Source organism: Micromonospora sp. DT31 (assembly GCF_049841795.1).
Classification (GTDB): domain Bacteria; phylum Actinomycetota; class Actinomycetes; order Mycobacteriales; family Micromonosporaceae; genus Micromonospora.
In genome coordinates, this window is sequence record NZ_JBNCKZ010000001.1 from 409,223 (window position 1) to 430,552 (window position 21,330).

Annotated in this window: 24 protein-coding genes and 1 pseudogene; 18 read left to right on the forward strand and 7 right to left on the reverse strand. The window is 74.9% G+C overall.

All coding sequences use genetic code 11. The features are described 5' to 3' along the window. The first annotated feature begins 3 nt into the window (after positions 1-3). Positions 4-336, forward strand: coding sequence for a hypothetical protein (locus ACLQ2X_RS01695; protein ID WP_425679107.1), 333 nt, complete (start codon positions 4-6; stop codon positions 334-336). A gap of 8 nt (positions 337-344) precedes the next feature. On the opposite strand, the gene crcB is transcribed toward ACLQ2X_RS01695, so the two are convergent. Together crcB and ACLQ2X_RS01705 are read right to left on the reverse strand one after the other, a co-directional pair. Further along, positions 345-701 (reverse strand): fluoride efflux transporter CrcB, encoded by a 357-nt coding sequence (gene crcB / locus ACLQ2X_RS01700; protein WP_425679108.1) that lies wholly within the window; start codon positions 699-701, stop codon positions 345-347. After that, positions 698-1,180: a FluC/FEX family fluoride channel gene (locus ACLQ2X_RS01705; protein WP_425679109.1), complete on the reverse strand. Its 483-nt coding sequence runs from the start codon at positions 1,178-1,180 to the stop codon at positions 698-700. Before ACLQ2X_RS01705 ends, crcB begins: the two co-directional genes overlap by 4 nt. Positions 1,181-1,516: 336 nt before the next feature. Here ACLQ2X_RS01705 and paaK point away from each other — a divergent pair, with 336 nt between their 5' ends. Together paaK and paaI are read left to right on the forward strand one after the other, a co-directional pair. Continuing rightward, a complete protein-coding gene (gene paaK, locus ACLQ2X_RS01710) occupies positions 1,517-2,824 on the forward strand; it encodes a phenylacetate--CoA ligase PaaK (RefSeq protein ID WP_425679110.1) in 1,308 nt (435 codons plus the stop codon). A 1-nt stretch (position 2,825) separates the two neighbouring features. Continuing rightward, on the forward strand, positions 2,826-3,233 hold the full coding sequence (gene paaI / locus ACLQ2X_RS01715) for a hydroxyphenylacetyl-CoA thioesterase PaaI (RefSeq protein ID WP_425679111.1): 408 nt from the start codon (positions 2,826-2,828) through the stop codon (positions 3,231-3,233). 145 nt (positions 3,234-3,378) lie between these two features. Here the strand turns inward: paaI and ACLQ2X_RS01720 are convergent, their stop codons facing one another. From ACLQ2X_RS01720 to ACLQ2X_RS01735, 4 genes are all read right to left on the reverse strand, one after another. After that, on the reverse strand, positions 3,379-3,585 hold the full coding sequence (locus ACLQ2X_RS01720) for a hypothetical protein (protein ID WP_425679112.1): 207 nt from the start codon (positions 3,583-3,585) through the stop codon (positions 3,379-3,381). Positions 3,586-3,775: 190 nt separating this feature from the next. After that, positions 3,776-4,777 (reverse strand): helix-hairpin-helix domain-containing protein, encoded by a 1,002-nt coding sequence (locus ACLQ2X_RS01725; protein ID WP_425679113.1) that lies wholly within the window; start codon positions 4,775-4,777, stop codon positions 3,776-3,778. A gap of 171 nt (positions 4,778-4,948) precedes the next feature. After that, positions 4,949-5,296, reverse strand: a complete 348-nt coding sequence (locus ACLQ2X_RS01730; RefSeq protein WP_425679114.1) for a TcmI family type II polyketide cyclase — start codon at positions 5,294-5,296, stop codon at positions 4,949-4,951. 62 nt (positions 5,297-5,358) lie between these two features. Then, a complete protein-coding gene (locus tag ACLQ2X_RS01735; protein WP_425679115.1) occupies positions 5,359-6,171 on the reverse strand; it encodes an AfsR/SARP family transcriptional regulator in 813 nt (270 codons plus the stop codon). Between the two features lie 415 nt (positions 6,172-6,586). Here ACLQ2X_RS01735 and ACLQ2X_RS01740 point away from each other — a divergent pair, with 415 nt between their 5' ends. From ACLQ2X_RS01740 to ACLQ2X_RS01775, 8 genes and pseudogenes are all read left to right on the forward strand, one after another. Continuing rightward, positions 6,587-6,949, forward strand: a complete 363-nt coding sequence (locus ACLQ2X_RS01740; RefSeq protein WP_425679116.1) for a TcmI family type II polyketide cyclase — start codon at positions 6,587-6,589, stop codon at positions 6,947-6,949. After that, the gene (locus tag ACLQ2X_RS01745; protein ID WP_425679117.1) at positions 6,946-8,658 is read left to right on the forward strand and encodes an acetyl-CoA carboxylase carboxyltransferase subunit alpha; all 1,713 of its coding nucleotides are present in this window, start codon (positions 6,946-6,948) and stop codon (positions 8,656-8,658) included. Before ACLQ2X_RS01740 ends, ACLQ2X_RS01745 begins: the two co-directional genes overlap by 4 nt. Next, positions 8,631-9,113: pseudogene (accB, locus tag ACLQ2X_RS01750) on the forward strand (acetyl-CoA carboxylase biotin carboxyl carrier protein); the annotation flags it as partial. The gene ACLQ2X_RS01745 and the pseudogene accB, both read left to right, overlap by 28 nt. Next, positions 9,113-10,561, forward strand: coding sequence for an acetyl-CoA carboxylase biotin carboxylase subunit (locus ACLQ2X_RS01755; RefSeq protein ID WP_425679118.1), 1,449 nt, complete (start codon positions 9,113-9,115; stop codon positions 10,559-10,561). The pseudogene accB and the gene ACLQ2X_RS01755, both read left to right, overlap by 1 nt. After that, positions 10,558-11,265 carry an SRPBCC family protein gene (locus tag ACLQ2X_RS01760; RefSeq protein WP_425679119.1) on the forward strand — a complete coding sequence of 236 codons (708 nt, stop codon included), beginning with the start codon at positions 10,558-10,560 and terminating at the stop codon, positions 11,263-11,265. Before ACLQ2X_RS01755 ends, ACLQ2X_RS01760 begins: the two co-directional genes overlap by 4 nt. Further along, entirely contained in the window at positions 11,262-11,672 is a 411-nt protein-coding gene (locus tag ACLQ2X_RS01765) for a cupin domain-containing protein (RefSeq protein ID WP_425679120.1), read from the forward strand. Before ACLQ2X_RS01760 ends, ACLQ2X_RS01765 begins: the two co-directional genes overlap by 4 nt. Beyond that, positions 11,669-12,940 carry a beta-ketoacyl-[acyl-carrier-protein] synthase family protein gene (locus tag ACLQ2X_RS01770; protein WP_425679121.1) on the forward strand — a complete coding sequence of 424 codons (1,272 nt, stop codon included), beginning with the start codon at positions 11,669-11,671 and terminating at the stop codon, positions 12,938-12,940. Before ACLQ2X_RS01765 ends, ACLQ2X_RS01770 begins: the two co-directional genes overlap by 4 nt. Beyond that, a complete protein-coding gene (locus ACLQ2X_RS01775) occupies positions 12,937-14,184 on the forward strand; it encodes a beta-ketoacyl synthase N-terminal-like domain-containing protein (RefSeq protein ID WP_425679122.1) in 1,248 nt (415 codons plus the stop codon). The genes ACLQ2X_RS01770 and ACLQ2X_RS01775 overlap by 4 nt, the downstream gene beginning before the upstream one ends. A gap of 18 nt (positions 14,185-14,202) precedes the next feature. Here ACLQ2X_RS01775 and ACLQ2X_RS01780 read toward each other — a convergent pair whose 3' ends face one another. After that, on the reverse strand, positions 14,203-14,352 hold the full coding sequence (locus ACLQ2X_RS01780) for a hypothetical protein (protein WP_425679123.1): 150 nt from the start codon (positions 14,350-14,352) through the stop codon (positions 14,203-14,205). A 455-nt stretch (positions 14,353-14,807) separates the two neighbouring features. Between ACLQ2X_RS01780 and ACLQ2X_RS01785 the strand changes: the two genes are divergently transcribed. From ACLQ2X_RS01785 to ACLQ2X_RS01815, 7 genes are all read left to right on the forward strand, one after another. Beyond that, positions 14,808-16,154 carry a class I adenylate-forming enzyme family protein gene (locus ACLQ2X_RS01785; protein WP_425679124.1) on the forward strand — a complete coding sequence of 449 codons (1,347 nt, stop codon included), beginning with the start codon at positions 14,808-14,810 and terminating at the stop codon, positions 16,152-16,154. 136 nt (positions 16,155-16,290) lie between these two features. After that, entirely contained in the window at positions 16,291-16,554 is a 264-nt protein-coding gene (locus tag ACLQ2X_RS01790) for an acyl carrier protein (protein ID WP_425679125.1), read from the forward strand. Beyond that, complete coding sequence (locus ACLQ2X_RS01795) at positions 16,554-16,799, forward strand: acyl carrier protein (RefSeq protein ID WP_425679126.1); 246 nt, start codon at positions 16,554-16,556, stop codon at positions 16,797-16,799. The genes ACLQ2X_RS01790 and ACLQ2X_RS01795 overlap by 1 nt, the downstream gene beginning before the upstream one ends. After that, positions 16,792-17,922 carry a beta-ketoacyl-[acyl-carrier-protein] synthase family protein gene (locus ACLQ2X_RS01800; RefSeq protein WP_425679127.1) on the forward strand — a complete coding sequence of 377 codons (1,131 nt, stop codon included), beginning with the start codon at positions 16,792-16,794 and terminating at the stop codon, positions 17,920-17,922. The genes ACLQ2X_RS01795 and ACLQ2X_RS01800 overlap by 8 nt, the downstream gene beginning before the upstream one ends. Beyond that, positions 17,919-18,425, forward strand: a complete 507-nt coding sequence (locus tag ACLQ2X_RS01805; protein ID WP_425679128.1) for a beta-ketoacyl synthase chain length factor — start codon at positions 17,919-17,921, stop codon at positions 18,423-18,425. The genes ACLQ2X_RS01800 and ACLQ2X_RS01805 overlap by 4 nt, the downstream gene beginning before the upstream one ends. After that, positions 18,422-20,041 (forward strand): class I adenylate-forming enzyme family protein, encoded by a 1,620-nt coding sequence (locus ACLQ2X_RS01810; protein WP_425679129.1) that lies wholly within the window; start codon positions 18,422-18,424, stop codon positions 20,039-20,041. The genes ACLQ2X_RS01805 and ACLQ2X_RS01810 overlap by 4 nt, the downstream gene beginning before the upstream one ends. Further along, positions 20,038-21,300, forward strand: coding sequence for a beta-ketoacyl-[acyl-carrier-protein] synthase family protein (locus ACLQ2X_RS01815; RefSeq protein WP_425679130.1), 1,263 nt, complete (start codon positions 20,038-20,040; stop codon positions 21,298-21,300). The genes ACLQ2X_RS01810 and ACLQ2X_RS01815 overlap by 4 nt, the downstream gene beginning before the upstream one ends. The last annotated feature ends 30 nt before the right edge of the window (positions 21,301-21,330 follow it).

Sequence of the window (21,330 nt, forward strand, 5' to 3'; positions counted from 1 at the left end):
GGTATGGGCTGGCTACGCCGCCGGAGCACCGACCCGACGACCCCGACGAAGCTCGACCGGGAGGGCGACCGGGAGGACCTGGCGCAGCTGGAGGCGTTCGTCACCAGCCGGCGCGGGGTCGAGTTCTACCTGGAACCGGAGACCACCGCCACCGACACCACGGTGGTCGCCATCGCCCACGACGGCGAGTGGATCCGCCGCCGTACCGGCTCGCCCCGGGCCGCCGGCAAGATCGCCCGCAAGCACGCGGTGCCGCTGTACGAGGCCGCCCGCACCGGCTACCCGGAGCGGATGCGGGCGTGGAACCGGGCCCACCCGGAGCGCCGCGCCTCCTGAGCCGCCGGTCAGAACGCCGCGACGACCGCGTGGCCGAGGAATGCCGCGCCGAGCCCTGCGACCACGCTGACCAGCACATTTGCGTACGCGTTCCGGCGCTCGCCGGCTCGGGCCAGGCGCAGCGTCTCGTAGCTGAGCGTGGACCAGGTGGTCAGCGCGCCGCAGAAGCCGGTGCCGAGCAGCGCGGTCACGTGCGGGCCGACCGGCGCGGCGAGCAGCGCGCCGAGCAGCAGCGACCCGGCCACGTTGACGGCGAGCGTGCCCCACGGGAACGGTGAGCCGTGCCGGGCCTGCACCGCCCGGTCGGTGAGGTAACGCAGCGGGGCGCCGACCGCGGCGCCGACCGCGATGAGCAGGACGGTCACCGGTCCTCCCCGGCCGGGGAGGCCAGCAGCCGGGTCGTCACCGTGTCCCCGACGGCCACCGCCGCCAGCGCGCCCAGCACGGTCGCGGCCAGGTAGACGAGCGACGTGCCCACCGCACCGGCGGTCAGCAGACGCTGCGCGTCGACCGCGTACGCGGAGAACGTGGTGAACCCGCCGAGCACGCCGACGCCGAGCAACGGCCGGGTCAGCGGGTGGGCCGTGCGGGCGGTGAGCACCGCCGTCAGCACGCCGATGAGCAGGCAGCCGGTGACGTTGACGCTGAACGTGGCCCACGGGAAGCCGCCCGGCGGGCGCGGCACGGCGGCCTGGACACCGGCCCGGGCCAGCGCGCCGAGCACGCCCCCGGCGGCGATCACGCCGAGCACCGCCGCGGGGTGCGCGGCCAGTTCCGTCCGGTCGGCCGGTACCCGCAGGTCGACGTCGGGATCGACCCGGCGATCGGACACCGCACCTCCCACCAGGACCCGTCACCGGCCGGACCGGTCGGCGACGTGGCGCTCTCCCGCCACCCGGCCCCGCCGTCCGCGAGCATAACCCCCGCCCCCGCCCTCGCCCGCCCCACGCCTCCCGTGTCCCGCCCACACCCGTGCCGATCTTGCACTCTCCGCTCGGGCAAAGTGCGCAAAGAGGACAGTTGGCGGGCGACAAGTGCAAGATCGACAAGGCGGGGAGGGAGGGGGGAGGGGCAGGGCGGGGAGGGCAGGCGGGGCGGAACGGGCGGGAACGGCGGGGCGGGCGTACGGTGGCGGCATCGCCTGGCGCGGCGGCCGGGCCCGGGGTGTCAGGAGGCAGCCGTGCAGGACCGCGCCCCCCGTCCGGAGGAGCTGGACCCCGTCGAGCGCAGCGGCGTCGACGAGCTGCGCGCCCTGCAACGCGACCGGTTGCGCCACTCGCTGCGGTACGCCTACGACCACGTGCCGCACTACCGCCGGGCGTTCGACGCCGTCGGCGCGCACCCCGACGACGTACGCGACCCGGCCGACCTGGCCGGCGTCCCGTTCACCACCAAGGCGGACCTGCGGGACAACTACCCGTTCGACATGTTCGCGGTGCCCCGCGAGCGGATCGCCCGGCTGCACGCCTCCTCCGGCACCACCGGCCGTCCCACGGTGGTCGGTTACACCCGCGCCGACCTGGACACCTGGGCCGTGTTGATGGCCCGGTCGATCCGGGCGGCCGGCGGCCGGCGCGGGGACCGGGTGCACGTCGCGTACGGCTACGGACTGTTCACCGGCGGGCTCGGCGCGCACTACGGCGCGGAGGAACTGGGCTGCACCGTCATCCCCGTATCCGGCGGCATGACCGAACGCCAGGTGATGCTGATCCGCGACCTCGCCCCGGAGGTCATCATGGTCACCCCCAGCTACATGCTGGCCATCGTCGACGAGATGGAACGCCAGGGCGTCGACCCGCGCGCCACCTCGCTGCGGGTGGGCGTCTTCGGCGCCGAGCCGTGGACCGAGGACATGCGGCGGGAACTGGAGCAGCGCCTGGACATGCACGCGGTGGACATCTACGGCCTGTCCGAGGTGATGGGCCCGGGAGTCGCCGTCGAGTGTGTGGAGACCAAGGACGGCCTGCACCTGTGGGAGGACCACTTCTATCCGGAGATCATCGATCCGGTCACCGGCGCGGTGCTGCCCGACGGCGAGCGGGGCGAACTGGTGCTGACCTCGCTGACCAGGGAGGCCATGCCGGTGATCCGCTACCGCACCCGCGACCTGACCCGGCTGCTGCCCGGCACGGCCCGCCCGATGCGGCGGATCGAGAAGATCACCGGCCGCACCGACGACATGATGATCGTCCGGGGGGTGAACGTCTTCCCGACCCAGATCGAGGAGCTGATCCTGCGTACCCCCGCGTTGTCGCCGCACTTCCAGTGCGTGCTGGAACGGCAGGGGCGGCTGGACACGCTCACCGTGCCCGTGGAGCGGCGACCCGACGCCACGGTCGAGGAGGCCGAGCGGGCCGCCGCGACCCTGGCCGAGCAGGTCAAGAACACCATCGGGGTGTCCGTCACGGTGTGGGTGGTCGAACCGGACGGGGTGGAGCGTTCGCTGGGCAAGATGCGGCGCATCGTCGACCGGCGGGAGGGCCGCTGAGATGCCCGCCGACGACCGCCGCACCGCGGCGCACGACATGTTCGACGCCGACGTGGCGTCCAAGGGGCTCGGCATCGAACTCGTCTCGGCCGGTGACGGCGCGGCGGTGGCCCGGATGCGGGTCACCCCGGCGATGCTCAACGGGCACGCCATCGGCCACGGCGGCTTCGTGTTCCTGCTCGCCGACACCGCGTTCGCGTTGGCCTGCAACAGCCACGGCCCGGTCACCGTGGCCGCCGGCGGGGAGATCAGCTTCCTGCGCCCGGTGCACGAGGGTGACCTGCTGCAGGCGTATGCCACCGAGCGGGTGCGGCACGGGCGAAGCGGCATCTACGACGTGACGGTGCGGCGCGGCGACGAGGTGGTCGCCGAGTTCCGGGGGCGTAGCCGCGCCATCGCCCGCGACTGACCGGGCGCGCCGCCCCGCCCGCGTTGGCGACAGCAGGCAACGCAGCCTCCTAGGACGCGCTGTGGGGCGTGAGCTGTCCAGCTGGACGCACGAAACGGCCCGCGCTCGCCGGGCGGGCGCGGGCCGATGGCCTACGGCGTGGGGCCTACTTGGACGGCTCCGGAAGCGCGCAGTCGATCTTCGGGTTGGCGCCGATGTAGTTCAGCGGGCCGGCGACGATGGTGACCAGGATCGTGCCCGCCTCGGCGCAGTTGGTGTCGTCGTTGCCGTAGTAGCCGCGCTGCCCGGCGGCGACGGCGCCGATGATGAGCCAGATGACGACCAGGACGCCGAGTATCGAGGTGCCGCGCATCAGTTGCCTCCACTGAAGTTGTGGTGGATTTCGAGGTGCAGGGCATGTACCCCGTGCGGGTGATCCGCCAAACGACGCACCTGACGCGGCGCGGCCGATTCCGATTACCGCCGCCGCCGTCATCGGGGCGGAGAGGACGTCGGGCCGGCGGCGACTGGCGTCGCCACCGGCCCGTGCCTGCGGATGACGGTTACCCGGCGTCGGCCGGGAGCGCCCGCTCGGCCTCGGCCCGGGCACCGGCCAGCACCTTCGCCTGCTGGGACCACGTCGCGAGGCTCGGGGCGGCGCGCAGGCCGGCGGCCTTCACGGTCTGCCGCAGCGCGGCCTCGTCCAGCTCGGCGAGCTGCCGGTAGGTGCGGATCCCGGCGTCCTGGAGGGCGGCGGCCAGCTTCGGCCCGATGCCCTGGATACGCCGGAAGTCGTCGGGGGCGTCGTCGCCCGTCGCGGCGGGGGCGTCGTTCTCGACCGAGGCCCGGGGGGCGGGCACGACCGCCGCAACGGGCGACGCCTCGGTGGCGGCCGGGGCCACCGGCGCGGTTGCCGACGGTGACGTCACCGGCTCGACGGCGGGCGCCGGCTCGACGGGGTCGCCGACCGTCACCGGCTCGCCGGAGGTGGCGTCCGCGCCGGCCGGCTGCACCGCGACGGGCTGCTCGGCGGGCCTCGTGCCGGCGACCGGCTCCGGGGTCGTGTCGACCGTCGGCTCCGGGGTCGCGGCATCCACCTGCGCCGGCGTCGTCGTGACCGCTTCGGACGGTGCCGGCCCGGCCGGGAGCGACCCGTCGTCGGTCGCGGGGGAGGAGACCGGCTCGGCGGAGGGCAGCACCGGCTCGACGTCCGGGTCCTGGGCGGCGGTGGCGATCGTCGGCTCGGCGGACGGCGTCTCGGCGGGACCCGGCGACTCGGCCAGCACCGCCGACGGCGGCTCCTCGTCGACCACGGCCGCCGGCCGGGGCTCGTCGATGACGGCGGTCACGCCGGTGCCCGTCCCGCCGCCGGCCACGGTCGCCTCGGGGGCCGCCACGGCGCCCACCCCGGTCCCGGTGACCGTCGCCCCGGCGTCGGCGGAGTTGTCCACCGTGGACTCCGGGCTGCCGGTACGGGACCGGCGGCCGGTGATCACCCAACCGAGGACCAGTCCGATGAGCAGGGCCAGGATCACGAACAGCCACTGCCCGAAGCTCGACGGCATGGCCTACCTCCTTGTATGTACGTGCACGATGGTCGCGAGAAGCTCGGGGCAGCTTCGCACACGTACGCCGGGGGCGACAGGCAGGCCGGGGCCGGAGGTCGACGGTGGGATCGATGGTGCCGGCCGGTGGCCGGCGGATGACCGAGCGTGTCCCGTGGACCGGGCGCCCGGTCAGCGGGCCCGGTCGTGCAACGGACTGCCGGCGGCGTCCCAGCTGTAGAAGCAGCCGGCCACGGCGTCGCGGGGGGAGTGCCAGGTCGGCAGGTACGGCGCGGTGTGCGCGGACAGCCGCTGGTTGACGCGCTCGTAGAGGGGGTGGCCGTGCAGTTCGGCGGCCAGGTCCGGGGCGACGTCGACGGTCTCCATCAGATGGACGCACAGGTCGTGGAGGTGGTACAGCGAGCGGTGCCGGACGCCGGTGAGGTGGGGAAGCTCGGTCGTGTCGGACTCGGCGAAGATCTGTGCCACCCGGCCCTGTGCTCCCGGCACGATCCGGCTGACCACCAACAGTCGACTCATCGGGACCCCTCTCGCCGTGCCGGTGCTGCGTCCACCGTGCCGGGGACGCTGTCACCTCGCCGTCACGGCGTACCGGTGGGCATTGATGGTGGTGCGGGCCGGGGGGTGCGGCGCGGCGACGGCGGCCGTTCGGGACGGCTGGCCCGGCGGATCGGCGCGAGGGTGTCGTCGAGCAGCGCGGTCATCGCCGGCGACGGCTCCAGGCGCAGTTCGCGCAGGAGCAGGTCGCGGTAGACGTAGAACGAGTGGACCGCCTCGAACGCGTTGCCCTCGGCCAGGTGGATGCGGACCACCAGGCGGTGCGGTGTCTCCCGCAGCGGCTCGGCGGCCATCGCCTCCAGCGCCGCCTCCAGCGCCTCGCCGTGCCGGCCGGCGGTGAGGTGGCTGCCGGCCAACTCCTCGAGCATGTGCAGCCGCAGTTGACGCAGCCGTTCGCGTTCCAGCAGCACCCAGTCGTCGTACCAGCCGGGGAGCAGGTCGTGGCGGCCGGCGCCGGTGGCGCCGCGCGGCACGACGCCCTCGCGGACCTGCGTCGCGGCGGCCACCAGTTCCTCCACGTCGAGGCGGACGGTGGGGCCGAGGCGGACCGTGTCGCCGTCGGTGCGCAGCGGGCAGCACGGGTCCTGCCGCAGCCGCCACAGGGCGGTACGCAGGGAGGACAACGCGCGTTCCTCGGGCGTGTCGGGCCAGAGCAGGCCGGCGAGGTGGCTGCGGGTGGCGGCCGGGCGCAGGCCGATGAGGGCGATGACGCGTTGCAGCCCGCGGGGCACCACCACCGGGGTGCCGTCGTGCAGCAGTTGGAAGCCGCCGAGCAGGTGCAGTGCCACCCGTGGGCCGGGTTCTCCCGCCGTCGGCGTCCTCGATCCACCGGACACGGCGCACCCCCCAGCACCGGAACCCTCGTCCCGACCGTCCTGTGTTGCCCGGACCGTCGCCCGCGGCGCCGGTGTCGGAACGTCTCCGCCGCACCCGGAACCTCCGGCGCGGCCGGGCCGACCGAGACGGAGAATATCAACGGCTGTTACTCTGGGTCAACGTTCGGTCGGCCTCTTGACTGTCCGTGACGTGGCCTGCGGCACGCCCTTGATCTGCGGCGGAGTGGTGATCGCCAGAGTCGGGACGTGATCTTCGCATAGCTCACGCACAGCTTACGTCAACGCAGCGTCACCGAGTTTGTGAGCCGATGGGGCGCGGTTGACGCCCGGTAGACGCCACCGGCGGCACTGTGGACCGATCCGTACGGCGCGACGCTGTGCCGCGCACCGGGACGTCTCGCAGGGGAGGCCGCGAATGGACCGTTCGCTCATCGTCGCCAAGGTGGTGCCCACGGCCGAGGACCGGGTCGCCGAGATCTTCGCCGAGTCCGACGCGACCGAGCTGCCCGGTCTGGTCGGGGTGCGGCACCGCTCCCTCTACCGGCTGCACGACCTCTACGTGCACCTGCTGGAGACGGAGATGCCGGCGCACGGCGCGGTGGAGGACGCCCGCGGACATCCCGAGTTCATCCGGATCAGCGAGCGGCTGCGGCCGTACATCTCGCCGTACCTGCCGACCTGGCGGTCGCCGCGCGACGCGATGGCCCACTGCTTCTACCGGTACGACGCCCCGGGGCTCGCCGCGCAGCGGTCCGACCCGGCCGGGCGGCGACCGTGACCACCACCGCCCCCCGCGACGAGCGACTGTGGTCGCGGTGCGACGGCTGCGGTTCGCTGCTCTACCGCAAGCGACTGCGCCGCAACCTGGACGTCTGCCCGGAGTGCGGCGCGCACGCCCGGCTGGACGCGCCGGAGCGGGTCGCCCAACTCGTCGACCCGGACTCGTTCACCCCGCTGCCGGACCGGGCGGTACGCGTCGACCCGATCGGCTTCGTCGACGCGGTGCCGTATCCGCACCGACTGGCCGGCGCGCGCGCGGGCACCGGTCTGGACGAGGCGGTGCTCTGCGGCACCGCCTGCCTCGGCGGGCACCCGCTGGCGCTGGCGGTGATGGATTTCCGCTTCCTCGGCGGCAGCCTCGGCAGCGCGGTCGGTGAGCTGATCACCCGGACCGCCGAGCGGGCACTGGCCGACGGCGTCCCGCTGGTGCTGGTCACCGCGTCCGGTGGGGCGCGGATGCAGGAGGGCGCGCTGTCGCTGATGCAGATGGCCACGGTCAGCCAGGCGGTGGCCGGGCTACGCGAGGCGGGTCTGCTGACGGTGAGCGTGGTCACCGATCCCACGTACGGCGGGGTGGCGGCCTCGTTCGCCACCAACACCGACGTGGTGCTCGCGGAGAACGGCGCCCGGCTCGGCTTCGCCGGCCCTCGGGTGATCCGCCAGGTCACCGGCGCCACGCTGCCGGAGGGCTTCCAGACCGCCGAGTACCTGCTGCGCCACGGCCAGGTCGACCTGGTGGTGCCCCGGCACGCGCTGCGCGGACGGCTCGCCGTGTTGCTGGCCGCCGCGGCGGCGGGCCGTCACGCGCCGGTGCCCCGGCCGGCGCCGCCCCGGCCCGTCGCGCCGCCCGCCGACCCGGCCCGGGACCCGTGGGAGACGGTGCGCACGGCGCGGCACCCGGGCCGACCGACCACGTTGGACTACCTGGAGACCGCGTTCGACGGGTTCCTGGAGCTGCACGGCGACCGGCTCGGCGCGGACTGCCCGGCGATCGTCGGCGGCCTCGCCCGCCTCGACGGCCAGCCGGTGATGGTGATCGGCCACCAGAAGGGGCACACCACCGCCGATCTGGTCGCCCGCAACTTCGGCATGGCCAGCCCGGCCGGGCACCGCAAGGCGCTGCGGCTGATGCGTCTCGCGGCCCGGCTCGGGTTGCCCGTGGTGACGCTTGTGGACACGCCCGGCGCGGACCCCGGCGTGGCCGCCGAGCAGCAGGGGCAGGCCGCCGCGATCGCGGAGAACATCCTCGCGCTCACCGTGCTGCCCACGCCCGTCGTCGCGGTGGTCACCGGGGAGGGCGGCAGCGGCGGTGCGCTCGCGCTGGCGGTCGCCGACCGGGTGCTCATGCTGGAACACGCCGTCTACTCGGTGATCAGCCCGGAGGGCTGCGCCGCGATCCTCTGGCCGGACGGCTCGGCCGCGCCGCAGGCCGCCCGGGCGTTGCGGCTCACCGGTGCCGACCTGTGCCGCCTCGGCGTGGTTGACGAACTGGTGCCGGAGCCGCGCCCGGCCGCGCACGCCGACCCCACCGGCGCGGCGGAGCTGCTGCGCCTGGCGGTCGCGGCGAACCTCGCCCCGCTGCTGGCCGTGCCGGCCGCGACGCTGGTCCGCCGCCGCCGGCAACGGTTCCGCCGCTTCGGTGCGGCCCGCGCGAGCGTGTCGCCCGGCCTCGCCGCGCCGGTCACCGGGCGTACGGAGGTGGCGTGATGAGCGACGCCGACGCCGAGCAGGTGCTCGACGGGTTGCGCCGGCAGGCCGGCCGGCTGGTCGCCGACCTGGCCGGCCCGGTACGCCGGGTGCGGCTGCGCAGCGGCGGGCACGCGCTGGAGGTCGAGTGGCACGACCCGGCGCCCCGCGCCGCGGAACCGGCCCCACCGGTCGCCGACCCCGCCGCCCCGGCGACCGACCGGGCCAGCGTCCGGTCCCCGGTGGTGGGCACGTTCTACCGGGCGCCCGAGCCCGGGGCGATGCCGTTCGTCGCGGTCGGCGACCTGGTCCGACCGGGTCAGGTGGTCGGCATCGTCGAGGCCATGAAGCTGATGAACGAGGTGACCGCCGGCCAGTCCGGACGGGTGGTCGAGGTGCTGGTGGCCGACGGCAAACCCGTCGAGTACGACCAGCCGCTGATCGCCCTGGACCCGGTCACCGGACAGGACACCTGATGTTCGACAAGGTGCTGATCGCCAACCGGGGCGAGATCGCGTTGCGGGTGCTGCGGACCTGCCGGGAACTGGGCGTGCGCACGGTGGTGGCGCACTCCAGCGCCGACGCCGACTCGCTGCCGGTGCGGCTGGCCGACGAGGCGGTCCGGATCGGGCCGGCGTCGAGCCGGCGCAGCTACCTCAACGCGGCGGCGATCGTGGAGGCCGCCCGGCAGACCGGCGCGCAGGCGATCCACCCCGGCTACGGCTTCCTGTCCGAGGACGCCGACTTCGCCGAGATCTGCGCGGAGAACGGCCTGGTCTTCGTCGGCCCGCCGCCGCAGGTGATGGCCGCACTGGCCGACAAGTCGACCGCGCGCGCGTTGATGAGCCGGGCCGGCCTGACGTTGCCGCCGGGCAGCGTCCGGACACTGCCGACGGTCGCCGAGGCGCAGCAGGTGGCCGCCGAGGTGGGCTACCCGGTGATCGTCAAGGCGGCGGCGGGTGGGGGCGGGCGGGGGATGACGGTGGTCCGGTCGGCCGGCGAGCTGCCCCGCGCGTACGCCCGTACCCGCGCCGCCGCGCAGGTGGCGTTCGGCGACGACCGGGTGTACGTGGAGCGGTACCTCGCCGACGCCCGCCACGTGGAGGTGCAGGTGCTCTGCGACGGCCTGGGCGACGGCGTGCACCTGGGCACCCGGGACTGCTCGGTGCAGCGCCGGCACCAGAAGCTGATCGAGGAGGCGCCCGCGCCGGCGTTGCCCCCGGACACCCTCGACCACCTCGCCGAGGTCGCCCTGCGCGGCGTCCTGTCGGTGGGCTTCACCGGCGCCGGCACGGTGGAGTTCCTGGTGGACAGCGCGGGGAACGGCCACTTCCTGGAGATCAACTGCCGGATCCAGGTGGAACACCCGGTCACCGAGATGGTCACCGGCGTCGACCTGGTGCGCGAACAGCTGCACGTGGCCGCCGGCACGCCACTGCGCCTGCGGCAGTCCGACGTGCGGCTGCGCGGCGTATCGGTCGAGTGCCGGGTCAACGTGGAGGACCCGGACCGGGACTTCGCGCCCACGCCCGGCCGGCTGGACCGGTTCCGGCCCCCGGGCGGCCCGTTCACCCGGGTGGACACCCACGGTCACGTCGGCTACGTGGTCGGCCCGCACTACGACTCGCTGCTGGCCAAGGTGGTGACCTGGGCGCCGGACCGGGACGCCGCCCTGGACCGGCTCGACCGGGCGCTCGCCGAGTTCGACGTGGCCGGCCCCGGCGTGCGGACCACGATCCCGTTCGCCCGGCGGGTGCTGCGCGACCCGGCGTTCCGGGCCGCCCGGCACACCACCGCCCTGGTGGAGCGCCTGCTCACCCCGCCGCCGGTGCGCGCCGCCGTGCCCGACCCGCGCGGCGCGACCGGCCGTAGCCCCGTCACCGCCGTGCCCGCCGCCGGCCCGACCACCTGGAGGAACCGATGACCGTCGCTCCCGACCGTCCGCTCGCCCGCGAGATCACCGACATCCTGGTCACGCACTGCGGTCTGGACCCGGACGCCGCCGCCGGCACACCCGAGGCCAGCCTGGAGGAGCTGGGCATGGACTCGCTGGCGCTGCTGGAACTGTCCGCGGTCGTGGCCGACCGGTGGCGGGTGCGGATCCCCGAACAGGCCGGGCGGCTCAGCATCGACGGCGTCGCCGACCTGGTGGCCCGCGGCGCGGACCCGCCCGGGCACACCGAGAACGCCGTGGACATCGCCGCGCCGCTGCCACTGGTCTGGGAGATCACCAACGACGTGCCGCGGTGGACCGAGCTGTTCACCGAGTACGCGGTGGTGGAGATCCTGCACCGCGACGGCGACACGGTGCGGTTCCGGCTCACCATGCACCCGGACTCCAACGGCGTGTCGTGGAGCTGGGTCAGCGAACGCACCGCCGACCCGGCCACCCGGCAGGTGCACGCCCGGCGCGTGGAGACCGGGCCGTTCGAGTACATGCGCATCCACTGGCGCTACGAGGAGACCCCCGACGGCACCCGGATGACGTGGACGCAGGACTTCGCCATGAAACCGACCGCGCCGGTGGACAACGCCGGCATGACCGCCCGGATCAACACCAACAGCGCCGTGCAGCTCGCCGTCATCAAGGACAAGATCGAGCGGGCGTACGCGGGAGGCACCCGATGACCGACACCACCACCGCCCGGATCCGCGCCCGCGACGTGCCCGCCGACCGGCGGCGCGGCGGGGAGCTGCGGGTGCTGCTCGGCCCGAAGACCGTCGGCAGCACCTCCGGCTTCATGGGGGTGGCCACGCTCGCGCCGGGGGAGCGGATCGCCGAGCACTACCACCCGTACAGCGAGGAGTTCCTCTACGTCGCCCGCGGCGCGATCACCGTCGACCTGGACGACGTGCCGGCGCCGCTGACCGCCGGGGAGGCGCTCTACGTACCCGTCAACGTGCGGCACCGGCTGCGCAACACCGGCGACGAACCCGCCGAGGTGGTGTTCCACCTGGGACCGCTCGCGCCCCGCCCGGAGCTGGGCCACGTCGACACCGAAAGCGCCGCGCCGCCGCCCCGGGAGCCGTCGTGACCGGCCGGCGCACCGTGGTCACCGGCATCGGCGTGGTCGCGCCCGGCGGGGCCACCCGGGACCGGTTCTGGAAGACGATCACCGAGGGGCGCACCGCCACCCGGCGGATCAGCTTCTTCGACCCGTCGCCGTTCCGCTCGCAGATCGCCGCCGAGTGCGACTTCGACCCGGACGCCGCCGGGATCACCCTGGCCGAACGGCAACGCGCCGACCGGTACGTGCAGTTCGCGCTCGCCTGCTCCGTCGAGGCGCTCGCCGACAGCGGGCTGGACCTCACCGACGCGCAACGGGAACGCGCCGGGGTGGTGCTCGGCACCGCGGTCGGCGGGACCATGGCGCTGGAACGGGAGTACGTGCGGGTCAGCGACTCCGGCCGGCACTGGCTCGTCGACCACGCACTCGGCGGCCCGTACCTGTACCAGGCGCTGGTGCCCAGCAGCCTGGCCGCCGACGTGGCCTGCCGGCACGGCCTGCACGGCCCCGCGCAGGTCGTCTCCACCGGCTGCACGTCAGGCATCGACGCCATCGGGTACGCCCACCAGCTCGTCGCCGACGGCGAGGCGGACATCGTGCTGGCCGGCGCCGCCGACTCGCCGATCTCCCCGGTCACCGTCGCCTCGTTCGACGCGATCGGCGCGACCAGCCCGGACAACGACGACCCGGCGCACGCCTCCCGGCCCTTCGACGCCGACCGGCACGGGTTCGTACTCGCCGAGGGCGCGGCGGTGCTGGTGCTGGAGGAGGCCGAACACGCCCGCCGCCGGGGCGCGCACGTCTACTGCGAGGTCGCCGGCTACGCCAGCCGCAGCAACGGCTTCCACATGACCGGGCTGCGCCCGGACGGTGCCGAGATGGCGGTGGCCATCACCGACGCGCTGCGCCAGGCCCGGCTCGCCCCGTCGGCCGTGTCGTACGTCAGCGCGCACGGCTCCGGGACCCGGCAGAACGACAGGCACGAGACGGCCGCGTTCAAGCGGGCGCTCGGCGCGGCCGCGTACCGGGTGCCGATCAGTTCGATCAAGTCGATGGTCGGCCACTCGCTGGGCGCCATCGGCTCTATCGAGATGGCCGCCTGCGCGCTGGCCGTCGAGTACGGCGTGGTGCCGCCCACCGCCAACTGGACCACCCGTGACCCGGAGTGCGACCTGGACTACGTGCCGAACGAGGCCCGGGAGGTGCCGGTGGACGTGGCGCTGTCGGTGGGCAGCGGATTCGGCGGCTTCCAGTCCGCGATGGTGTTCCGCCGGCTGGCGGTGACGGCGCCATGACCGTACGAGCGGTGGTGACCGGGATCGGGGTGGTCGCGCCCAGCGGCGTCGGCGCCGAGGCGCACTGGGCCACCGTGCTCGCCGGCACCCGGCGCACCGGGCCGATCACCCTGTTCGACCCGGCGCGCTACCCGACCCGGGTCGCCGGGGAGGTGCCCGGGTTCGACCCGGCCGGGTTCGTCGACACCCGGCAGCGGGTGCAGACCGACAGGTGGACCCACCTCGGCTTCGCGGCCACCCGGATGGCGCTGGCCGACGCCGGCCTGCCCGAGGTGTCGCCGGACCCGTACCGGTGGGCGGTCACGCTGGCCAGCTCGTCGGGCGGGAACCTGTTCGGCCAGCGGGAGCTGCAACGGCTGTGGGGCGGGTCGAGCCGCACCGTCGGGGCGTACCAGTCCATCGCCTGGTTCTATGCCGCCAGCGTGGGACAGCTGTCGATCCGGCACCAGTTCAAGGGGCCGTCCGGGGTGACCGTGTCGGAGTCGGCCGGCGGGCTGGACAGCCTGGCGCACGCGGTGCGCACCGTCCGCCGCGGCACCCCGGTGGTGCTCGCCGGGGCCACCGAGTGCCCGTTGAGCCCGTACGCGCTGGCCTGCCAGTTGCGTTCCGGTCTGCTCAGCGACGTGGCCGACCCGGCGCGGGCGTACCGGCCGTTCGACGTCGCGGCCAGGGGCTACGTGCCGGCCGAGGGCGGCGCGGTCTTCGTGGTCGAGGAGCTGGGTCACGCGCTGGCCCGGGGCGCCCGCGTCTACGGGGAGATCACCGGTTGGGCGGCCACCCACGACGCCGCGCCCACCGACGCGGCGGCCGGCCCGGACCCGACCCACTACGCCCGCGCGCTGCGTCTGGCGCTGGAGCGCGCCGGGGTCCGCCCGCACGACGTGGACGTGGTCTGGCCGGACGCGCTCGGCGTGCCCGCGTACGACCGGGCAGAGGCGACGGCGCTGCGCGCCGTGTTCGGCGACCGGACCCCGCCGGTGACCACGCAGAAGCCGCTGACCGGCCGGGCGCACCAGGGCGGGTCGGCGCTGGACGCGGCCACCGCGCTGCTGGCGTTCCGCCGTGGGGTGCTGCCCGCCTCGGCGGGGCCGGAGGAGCCCGCGCCCGGTTGCGAGCTGGGCTTCCTGCGGGAGCCCCGCGCGCCGCGCAGCCGTATCGCGCTGGTCGGGGCGCGCGGCTTCGACGGCTTCAACAGCGCGTTGGTGCTGCGGGGCGCCGCGCCCCCGCCGGCGGGTGAGCGCTGAGGTGGCCGCCGGGCCGTGTCACGACGGCCGGGCCAGGTACGCCGTCTTGGCGTCGCCGGAGAACCCGCAGGCCCGGTAGAAGGCGTGGGTCGCGGGCCGGCGCGATCCCGTCATGAGCATCGCCTTGTAGCAGCCCGCGTCCCAGGCGGCCTGGAGCGTGCCGGCCATGATCTGCCGGCCCGGCCCGGCCCGGCCCGGGCCGGTGCCGCGGCGCGACTCGTCGACGTCAGCTCCGGGTCGTCCGGGTTCAGCTGCCGGTAGAGGCGGATGACCGGCGCGAAATCGTCGGGTCGGGCCGAACGGAACATGCCGCGACCCTAGCCGCCGTCGACCGCACCGGGGGGGCACTCCGGCGCAGCACAGCATCGGGCGGCCGGCGGGCTACCTTGCCGGCGTGGGTCCGATCCTGCCTGTCCGATCGAGCCTGAGCAATCCACCCAGCCGCCGTTTTTGATCTAGCCATTTGCATCTGGTAATGCGGAGAAGGGCCGTCGTAGGGTTCCGTCCATACCCCGAACGACGTACCCGCTGGGCGGCTCCGCCCAGTCTCCGAGGCGGAACGGTGGCCAGTCGTGACTGCACATCCCGTGACGGATAATCCTGCGTCGACGGCGGTGGACTGGGTGGACGACATCCTTCTCACCGGACGCGACACCGACGTGTGTCTCCGCCTGCCCGAGCCGGTGGACAAGGGCACCCTGCGCCGCCTCGTCGGCGAGGCCCAGACCCGGCTGGCCGAGGCCGGGCTGCGGGCCGGCGGCGCCGCCGCGCTGCGCCTGCCACCCTCGCTGGCGTACGTGGCGCACCTGCTCGCCACCTGGCGCACCGGCGCCCAGGCCATCCTGCTCGACCACCGGCTCACCGACCACGAGGTCGACCGGGCGCTGCACCGGCTCACCCCGCAGGTGGTGGTCGCGCCGGTGCGCTCCGGAGGCGGCGCCCTGCGCGTCTTCGTCGACGTCACGGCCGGGGTGAGCGCGTACTCCGACCAGCCGGCCGGCAGCCCGCACGCGGTCATCCAGCTCAGCTCCGGCTCCACCGGACCGTCCAAGGTGATCGGACGCACCGCCGCCGACCTCGTCGCCGAGGTGCACCGCTACACCCGGATCGACGGCGTCGCGCTGCCCGGCGAACGGATCATCCTGCTGCCCAGCATGGTGCACGTGCTCGGCCTGGTCGGCGGCCTGCTCTACGGGCTGCACGCGGGCGTCGAACTGTGCCCGCCGCAGCGGCTCGGCGGCGACGCCATCCTCGCCGCGGTGGCCGCCCAGGACACCCCGGCCACCGTGCTGGGCGTGCCGTTCCACATCGGCCTGCTCGCCTCCACCACACCCGCCGGGCCGTTGCCGCAGCTCAAGCGCATGACCACAGGCGGCGAACTGGTCCCCGCCGCGGTCGCGGCCGCCTTCACCGACCGCTACGGCGTGCCGCTGGGCAACATGTACGGGATGACCGAGGTCGGCGTCATCGGCACCGACCTGTACGGACGGCACCGCCCCGCCGTCGCGCCCGCCCCCGGCATCCGCGTCCGCGAGCAGGACGGGGAACTGTGGGTGAGCTGCCCGGACAACCCGTACGTCGGGCTCGCCGACCCGACCCGCTGGGCCGACGGCTGGCTGCACACCCGCGACGCGGGTACGGTCGACCCGGACACCGCGCTGGTGACCATCAAGGGTCGGCTCGACTCGCAGGTGTCGGTGGGCGGCCTGAAGGTCGACCTGACCGAGGTCGAGGCCACCGTGGCCGGGCTTCCCGGCGTGACCGCCGCGGTGGTGGTCTGGGACGACGGCATCACCGCGTACGCGCAGACCGACGGCTCGCTGACCGAGGACACGCTCGACGGGCTGATCGCCGAGCGCCTGGCGGGCTTCAAACGCCCACGCACACTTCGCCTGCTCGACCAGTTGCCGCGTACCACCACCGGCAAGCTCGTCCGTTCGACCTCGGCGCTGCGGGACGCGGTCCCGTGACCGGTCCGCTGCGCCCACCGCACCCCGCCGCGCCACCCCGCCGGTCCCCGCCGGTTCGCGGCGGCGCGGCCGGCCCACCCGGGCACGGTGTCCCGACCGGACACCACCAACTGGTACAGGAAAAGAGGGCAACACCATGCGAGACGAGGTCCGCACCTTCGTCGTCGAGCAGCTCGCCGACATGAACTACGACGTCGAGGAACTCGACGACGACACCACGCTCGGCCCGTCCGGCGTCGACCTCGAATCGCTGGCCCTGGCCGACCTCGCCGTCCGCGTCGAGGACCGTTACGGCCTGAAGTTCGCCGACGACGAGTCGGAGAAGCTGGCGTTGATGACGGTCGGCGAGTTCATCACGATGGTCGCCGACCGGGCGGCCCCGAACAGCGACAACTCCTGATGTCCGGTCAGCCCGACCTGGGGCGAGCTGACCTGGTCGGCATGCTCGCCGAACTGACCGCGAAACCCGCCGACCAGGTGCCCGACCGGATCGGCTCGATGGAGCTGGCCTGGCTCGTGCACCTGGTCGAGCAGCGCTACGACCGTCGGCTCGATCTCAGCGACGACCAGCTCGCCGGCATCCGTACCGTCGACGACGCGCTCGCGGTGTTCCACACCTCGCTCACCGCTGCCGCAGATGGCTGAGCGGGACACCGTACGGATCACCGGCACGTACGCGCTCAGCGCCCTCGGCAGGGGCGCGGACGCGCTGCTGTCCGGGGTGCTCACCGGCACCCCGGCGTTCGGGCCGGTGCGCCGTTTCGACACCGGCGGCCGCCGGGTCACCGTGGCGGCCACCCTGCCCGAGGTCGGCACGCTCGCCGACGAACTGGCCGACGCGGTCGACTCCGCGGGCCGGGCCGCCGGCCTGGGCCCGGCCGACCGGGTGGACACCGCGCTGTTCCTGGCCACCCACGGTGGCCCGGCGTCGCTGCCCGTACCCGAGGGCCGCCACGAGCCGACAGGTCCGGCGCTCGCCGACCACCTGGCGGCGCGCTGCGGTCTCGGCGGGCGGACCCGGGTCTACACCACCGCCTGCGTGTCGGCGAGCAGTGCGGTCGCCGACGCCGCCACGCTGATCCGCCGCGGTGACCTGGACCGGGTCGTGGTCGCCGCCGGCTACCTGGTCGAACCGGACCAGTACGCGCTCTTCGACGCCGGCCGGGCGCTCGCCGCCGACGGCGCGGTACGACCGTTCAGCGCGGGCCGCAAGGGCCTGCTGCTCGGGGACGGGGTGGCCGCCGTGGTCCTGGAATCGGCCGCGTCCGCCGCCCGGCGGGGCGCCGAGACACTGGCCACGGTGGACGGGTGGGGGCGGGCGGGGGACGCGTACCACCCGTGTCAGCCACACCCGGGCGGGCTCGGGCTGGCCCGGGCGGTCGAGGGGGCGTTGCGCCGGGCCGCGCTGCCACCGGGGGAGGTGGGTTACGTCAACGCCAACGCCACCGGCACCCCGTTCAGCGACGCCTCCGAGGCGGCGGCGCTGACCCGGGTCTTCGGCGACCGGTGCGGGCGGCTGCCGGTCAGTTCCACCAAGGCGGTGCACGGGCACGCGCTGGAGGCATCCGGGCTGCTGGAACTGGTGGTCACCGCGCTGGCGCTGCGGCACGGCAAACTGCCGGTCACCGCCGGCTGGCTCGGCCCGGACCCGCAGTGCCCGCTGGACGTCATCCGCGACGCCCCCCGCCCCGCCGGCACCACCCACGCGTTGACCCTGAACGCCGCGTTCGGCGGCGCCAACACCGCCCTTCTGGTGAGCACCCCGTGACGGGATTGGCGGTGCTCGCGCAGGCGCGGTGGCCCGAGCCCGGGGACGGGGTGCCGCCGAAAGTGCCGGGGTTCGTGCACTCGCCGTTCGCGCCGCTGGCGGCGGAGGTGGCGCAGCGGTGTCTGGTCCGGCGGTACCCCGACGGGCCGCTGCCGGCGGGCAACCGCACCGCGGTGGTGCTGGTCAGCGCCGGTGGGGACACGGCCAGCGCGGCGCACGTACGCGCCACCGTGGCCGCCGGCGGCCGGATCGGGCCGCTGTTCTTCTTCCAGTCGGTACCCAACAGCGTGGCCGGGCACGTCGCGGCGCGCTGGGGGCTGGACGGGCCGGTGGTGTGCCTGAGCCCGGGCGGGGACCCGCGGGCCGAGGGGGAGGCCCAGGCGGACCTGCTGATGTACGACGGCGACGCCGCGCAGGCGTTGCTGATCCTGATCGAACTGGCACCGGACGGGACGTCGGGCGAGGCGACCGCGGTGCTGCTGGGGGAGGGGACACGGCAATGAGGACGAAGGGGCTACGCGGCGCACTCGCCGCCGACACCGAACTGGGCGCGGGCAACATGCTCGCCCGGGTGCTGGCCCACGGCGCCGACCCGGACGGGCCGGGGCTGACGTTCGACACCGAGGTCGACGGCCACCCGGCCGAGACCCCACTGACCCTGGGCCGGCTCGACGCGATGGTGGCCGCCCGGGCCGCCTGGCTGCACGAGCGCGGGGTGAAGCCCCGCGACCCGGTGGCGGTGTGGGCCGGCACCGCCGCCGACATGGTGCTGTCGTTCCTGGCACTGACCCGGCTCGGGGCCGTCCCGGCGCTGATGAACGGCAAGCTGCGCCCGGAGATCGCCGCCGAGTACATCCGCCGGCTGCGCGCCGCCGGGGTGCTCGCCGACGCCGGGCACGCCGCGGCACTGGCCGGACACGACCTGGGGGCGCCGATGCTCGGCGAGCCCGCGCAGGCCGGCGAGGGTGACCCGGCCGCCGCCCCCGCGCACTACCGGCACCACCCGGACGACCCGATCGTCATCACCCACACCTCCGGCACCACAGGCGTGCCGAAGGCGGTGCTGCACTCGCACGCCAGCCTCTTCGCCGCCACCCGCCACCTGCTGTCCATGCCGCAGGCGCAGGGCACCACACGCATCCTCAACGCCCTGCCGGCCCCGCACACCGCCACCGTGCTCATGGTCAACCAGGCGTTGGGCAACCGGGCGGAGATGTTCCTGCTCTCCGAGCAGGGCGGCGACCGGGTGCTCGACGCGATCCAGCGGTGGCGCCCGGACGGCGTGTTCGGCTTCTCGGTGACCTGGGCCGAGCTGGCCCGCTTCGACCTGTCCGGCTACGACCTGGACTCGGTGCGGCTGTGGTTCAACACCGGCGACTGCTCGCACGAGCCGCACGTCCGCCGGCTCGTCGCGGTCGGCTCCCGCGACGTGGTGACCCGCGACGGCCGGACCCGGGTACCCGGCTCGGTGTTCATCGACGGGCTCGGCTCCAGCGAGATGGGGCACTCGATGTTCCACATCACCCACACCGCCGACACCGACCGCTACGGCCGCTGCGTCGGCCGCCCGTACCGGTTCGCGACGGTGGCGGTGCTCGACGCCGACGGCAACGAGCTGCCCGCCGGGCAGGTCGGCTGGCTGGGCATCGACTCGCCGTCGCTGTTCCGCGGCTACTGGAACGACTCGGTGACCACCTACCGCTTCCGGCTGCGCGGCTGGTATCTCACAGGTGACCTGGTGTACGCCGACGACGAGGGCCGCTACTACCACCTCGACCGGGCGGTCGACTCGGTCACCACACGCGACGGGAAGCGGTTCTTCACCGCCTTGTCCGAGGAGCGGATCCTCGCCGCCTGCCCCGACGTCACCGACTGCACCGTGGTGATCGTCCGGGCGGACGACGACTCGGTGACCACCGACGTGCTGCTGGAACTTTCCGCGGGCGCGGACCCGGCGGCCGACCGCACCGACCGCGTCCGCGCCGCACTCGACCCGGACCTGGCGGCCACGCTGCGCCGGGTCGTCCCGGTACGCGCCGACGACATCCCGGTCACCGTCACCGGCAAGGTCCGCAAGGTGGCGTTGCGCGAGCGCTACCTGACCGAGGCGCCGTCGTGACCGCGCTGGTCACCGGCATGGGCCTGTTCACCCCGGCCGGGCGCGGCGTCGAGGAGACGTTCGACGCGCTGCTCACCGGCCGGTCCGGGCTGCGCCGCCCGCCCGCGGACCACCCGGCGGCCGGCAGCCTGGAGGTCGCCGGGGTGCTGCCGGCCATCGACCCGCGTACGGTCGCCTCCGGGCCGGAGACGAAGGTCCTCGACCGGGTGGTGCTGCTGGCCCTGCTCACCGCCGCCGAGGCGCTCGCCGACGCCGGCGTCGAGGTGGGCCGCGACGTCGACCCGGACCGGATCGCGGTGATCGTCGGCGGGGTCGGCGGGATGTCCACGCTGGAGTCGCAGGTGTTGGCCCGGGCCGCCCGGGGCCGGGCGGCGGTCAGCCCGTACCTGCTCACCGGGATCCTGCCGAACATGCCCTCCGCGCGGATCGCCATCGCGCACGGCATCCGCGGCTACAGCTCCGCGGTCGGCACGGCCTGCGCCTCCGGCGCCCAGGCGATCGCCGACGGGGTACGCCTGATCGGCACCGGCGAGGCCGACGTGGTGGTCTGCGGGGCCAGCGAGGCGCCGCTGTTCCCCACCTTCGCCGACACGTTCGGCAACGCCCGCGCACTGGCCCGCGGATGGGACGAGCCCACCGAGGCGAGTCGCCCGTTCGACAAGCGGCGCAACGGTTTCGTGCTCGCCGAGGGCGCGGCGCTGCTGGTGCTGGAACGCGCCGGGCACGCCGCCGCCCGTGGGGTGGACGGCTACGCCGAGGTCGCCGGTTTCGGGGCGAACACCGACGCGTACCACCCGACCGCGCCCCGGCCGGACGGCGCGGGCGCCGCCGCGTGCATGCGCCGGGCCCTGGCCGCCGGCGGGATCGGCCCGGACGACGTCGGGTACGTCAACGCGCACGGCACCGGCACGAAACTCGGTGACCTCGCCGAGACCACCGCGCTGGCCGAGGTGTTCGGGGCCGGCGGCGTGCCGGTCAGCTCCACCAAGGCGCTCACCGGGCACCTGCTCGGCGCGTCCGGGGCGCTGGAGGCCGCGGTCACCGCGCTGGCACTGGGGCGTGGCCTGCTCCCGCCCACCTACCACCTGGACGACCCGGACCCGGACTGCGAGGCGGACCACGTCCGCGCCGCGCCCCGGCCCACCCGGGCCGACCACGCGCTGACGAACTCGTTCGGGTTCGGCGGCCAGAACGTCAGCCTGCTGCTGCGCCGGCTCACCACGCCGGCCCGCCGGTCCGCCACCCCGGCGGCGGGCTGACCGACACCATCCCCGGGCGTCCGCCCGGGT

Bases quoted from the DNA above. Each gene is read 5' to 3' on its own strand.
- ACLQ2X_RS01695 (WP_425679107.1), top strand. From the start codon at position 4: ATGGGCTGGCTACGCCGCCGGAGCACCGACCCGACGACCCCGACGAAG.
- paaI (WP_425679111.1), top strand. From the start codon at position 2,826: ATGCCCGCCGACGACCGCCGCACCGCGGCGCACGACATGTTCGACGCC.
- ACLQ2X_RS01720 (WP_425679112.1), bottom strand. From the start codon at position 3,585: ATGCGCGGCACCTCGATACTCGGCGTCCTGGTCGTCATCTGGCTCATC.
- ACLQ2X_RS01725 (WP_425679113.1), bottom strand. From the start codon at position 4,777: ATGCCGTCGAGCTTCGGGCAGTGGCTGTTCGTGATCCTGGCCCTGCTC.
- ACLQ2X_RS01730 (WP_425679114.1), bottom strand. From the start codon at position 5,296: ATGAGTCGACTGTTGGTGGTCAGCCGGATCGTGCCGGGAGCACAGGGC.
- ACLQ2X_RS01740 (WP_425679116.1), top strand. From the start codon at position 6,587: ATGGACCGTTCGCTCATCGTCGCCAAGGTGGTGCCCACGGCCGAGGAC.
- ACLQ2X_RS01755 (WP_425679118.1), top strand. From the start codon at position 9,113: ATGTTCGACAAGGTGCTGATCGCCAACCGGGGCGAGATCGCGTTGCGG.
- ACLQ2X_RS01760 (WP_425679119.1), top strand. From the start codon at position 10,558: ATGACCGTCGCTCCCGACCGTCCGCTCGCCCGCGAGATCACCGACATC.
- ACLQ2X_RS01765 (WP_425679120.1), top strand. From the start codon at position 11,262: ATGACCGACACCACCACCGCCCGGATCCGCGCCCGCGACGTGCCCGCC.
- ACLQ2X_RS01775 (WP_425679122.1), top strand. From the start codon at position 12,937: ATGACCGTACGAGCGGTGGTGACCGGGATCGGGGTGGTCGCGCCCAGC.
- ACLQ2X_RS01780 (WP_425679123.1), bottom strand. From the start codon at position 14,352: ATGGCCGGCACGCTCCAGGCCGCCTGGGACGCGGGCTGCTACAAGGCG.
- ACLQ2X_RS01790 (WP_425679125.1), top strand. From the start codon at position 16,291: ATGCGAGACGAGGTCCGCACCTTCGTCGTCGAGCAGCTCGCCGACATG.
- ACLQ2X_RS01795 (WP_425679126.1), top strand. From the start codon at position 16,554: ATGTCCGGTCAGCCCGACCTGGGGCGAGCTGACCTGGTCGGCATGCTC.
- ACLQ2X_RS01800 (WP_425679127.1), top strand. From the start codon at position 16,792: ATGGCTGAGCGGGACACCGTACGGATCACCGGCACGTACGCGCTCAGC.
- ACLQ2X_RS01810 (WP_425679129.1), top strand. From the start codon at position 18,422: ATGAGGACGAAGGGGCTACGCGGCGCACTCGCCGCCGACACCGAACTG.